This is a genomic window from Bacteroides togonis, assembly GCF_900130135.1.
In the GTDB taxonomy this organism is placed as follows: Bacteria; Bacteroidota; Bacteroidia; order Bacteroidales; family Bacteroidaceae; genus Bacteroides; species Bacteroides pullorum.
This window is the reverse complement of the sequence record NZ_LT670823.1, coordinates 1-2254: the sequence shown is the minus strand read 5'-3', so window position 1 is coordinate 2254 and position 2254 is coordinate 1. Positions and strand designations below refer to the sequence as shown.

The window sequence follows — 2254 nt, the reverse complement described above, 5'->3', positions numbered from 1 at the left end:
ACGGAAGCACCATTGAATACACCTATGCCGCCGACGGAACCAAGCTCCGCACGAAGCATGTCATCAACGGTACGACCACCACAACGGACTATTGCGGCAACGTGATCTATGAAAACGGTGTGCAGAAACTGCTGCTGACGGAAGCCGGATACCTCACCCTGGCCGACAGCAAGTACCATTACTACCTGCAGGATCATCAGGGCAACAACCGAGTGGTTATCGACCAGAACGGGACTGTAGAGGAAACGAACCATTACTACCCCTTCGGAGGTGTCTTCGCCAACTCTACGAGTGTACAACCTTACAAATACAACGGCAAGGAACTGGACACGAAGAAAGGGCTGAACTGGTATGATTATGGGGCACGGCATTATGATGCGGCGATAGGAAGGTTTGCGACGGTGGATCCGATGGCGGAGAAGTATTATCCTTGGAGCCCTTATACTTATTGTTTGGATAATCCGATAAAATATATTGATCCTAATGGAGGACATGTGGTAGCAATTTCTAATGCAGAGCAGAAGATGATATTAAACACATTACCCAAAGATTTGAGACAATACGTCGTATTCAATAGTCAAGGATATATAAATCAAGATATTATTAAAGGGGTATCGGCTGATAGCCACAATTTTAATTATTTAAAAGATATGGTTTTATCAGAGACTATTGTAGAAGTAAAATTGGATAATAAATTTACTTATATAGATGAATATGGTAAAACCCAAGAAAGTAAAATGTCTTATTTAGGAGTTGACAAAGATTTTATTGGCAACAACGATGGAAAAGGAATAGGGACCTCTACTGGAGAAACAGGCTTCCTAGGAAAGACCCTCTTCCCTGATAAAAACGGTCTTCAAAATTCAACTGACGATAATATAAAAATTATTGTAAACTCAGAATTATCAGAAGAAGGACAAGCGCAGACTTATAGCCATGAAGCCAATGGTCATGCTCATACCTATATAAAGACTCAAGGTAATAGAAAACAAGCATCACATCAGTATGAAAATGGAAGCGTTGATCTAAATAGAGATTTATTCAAAAAAATAAATGAATCAATTAACGAAACAATAAAAAACATGAAATGAAGATAAGTTTTTTATTCATATCATTGCTATTATTTAGTTTTGGCTATCTACAAAATAGTCATAACAACATTTACCAGAAAGAAGATAAAATATATCAATTAATGGAACTGGATTCTATGCCAACTTTCAAAGGTGGCTACGATTCTTTAGTATCCTATATTGATAACCATTTCATTTTTCCTAAAATTCATGCAGAATCAAGTGTCCAAGGTAAAGTTATATGCATGTTTATTGTAACTGAAACTGGTAATATAACTAATGTAAAAATACTACAAGGTCTTGATGAATATATTAATAATGAAGTGGTAAGAGTAATATATTCGATGCCTCAATGGAATCCTGGTAAAAGAAATGGTCAGAATGTGAAAACTGAGTATTTCCTTTCAACATTTATTCGTATGCGTATAGAATAAAGTGAATTGATACATTCTAACTTTTAAGAATAAGTAATCCTTGATTCAGAAGTTCATTCTGTTTCAAGGATTACTTTTTTATAAATTATCTCCGCGGCTGGCTGACAGCCATCAGCGGCACCAAGTTCTCGCAGAACCTGTATTACAACACCGGCAACGGCACGCCCTGCTACAACGGCAACATCAGCAGCATGACCTGGCAGGCGGGCGGCGAGACAACCACCCGCGGCTACAAGTTCACCTACGACGGGCTGAACCGCATGCTGGATGCCGTCTATGGCGAAGGCACTTCGATAAGCAGCAACACCAACCGCTTCACCGAAAAGGTGACCGGTTACGACAAGAACGGGAACATACTTGCTCTGCAACGGTACGGGCAGACGGGAGCAAGCAGCTACGGGCTGATAGACAACCTGACCTTCACGCTCGATGGCAACCAGCTGAACCGGGTGGATGACGCTGTGACGAGTTCTGCTTACAACAACGGCTTCGAGTTCAAAGATGCTGTAAAGCAGGCTAATGAGTACGCTTACGACGCCAACGGTAATTTAACTAAAGATTTAAACAAAGGAATTAGCAACATATCGTATAATTGTTTAAATTTGCCAAGCAAGGTCACGTTTACGGACGGAAGCACCATTGAATACACCTATGCCGCCGACGGAACCAAGCTCCGCACGAAGCATGTCATCAACGGTACGACCACCACAACGGACTATTGCGGCAACGTGATCTATGAAAACGGTGTGC

General features: G+C 41.0%; 2 protein-coding genes and 1 pseudogene. All 3 read left to right on the top strand.

The window, feature by feature from the left end; all coding sequences use genetic code 11:
- Window positions 1–1091 (top strand): RHS repeat-associated core domain-containing protein (locus BQ8005_RS17115; protein WP_200806353.1); only part of this gene is annotated, 1091 nt, incomplete at its 5' end.
- A complete protein-coding gene (locus BQ8005_RS16590; protein WP_075319317.1) occupies window positions 1088–1504 on the top strand; it encodes an energy transducer TonB in 417 nt (138 codons plus the stop codon). The genes BQ8005_RS17115 and BQ8005_RS16590, both read left to right, overlap by 4 nt.
- A 191-nt stretch (window positions 1505–1695) precedes the next feature.
- Window positions 1696–2254, top strand: a pseudogene (locus BQ8005_RS16585) (RHS repeat domain-containing protein); the annotation flags it as partial.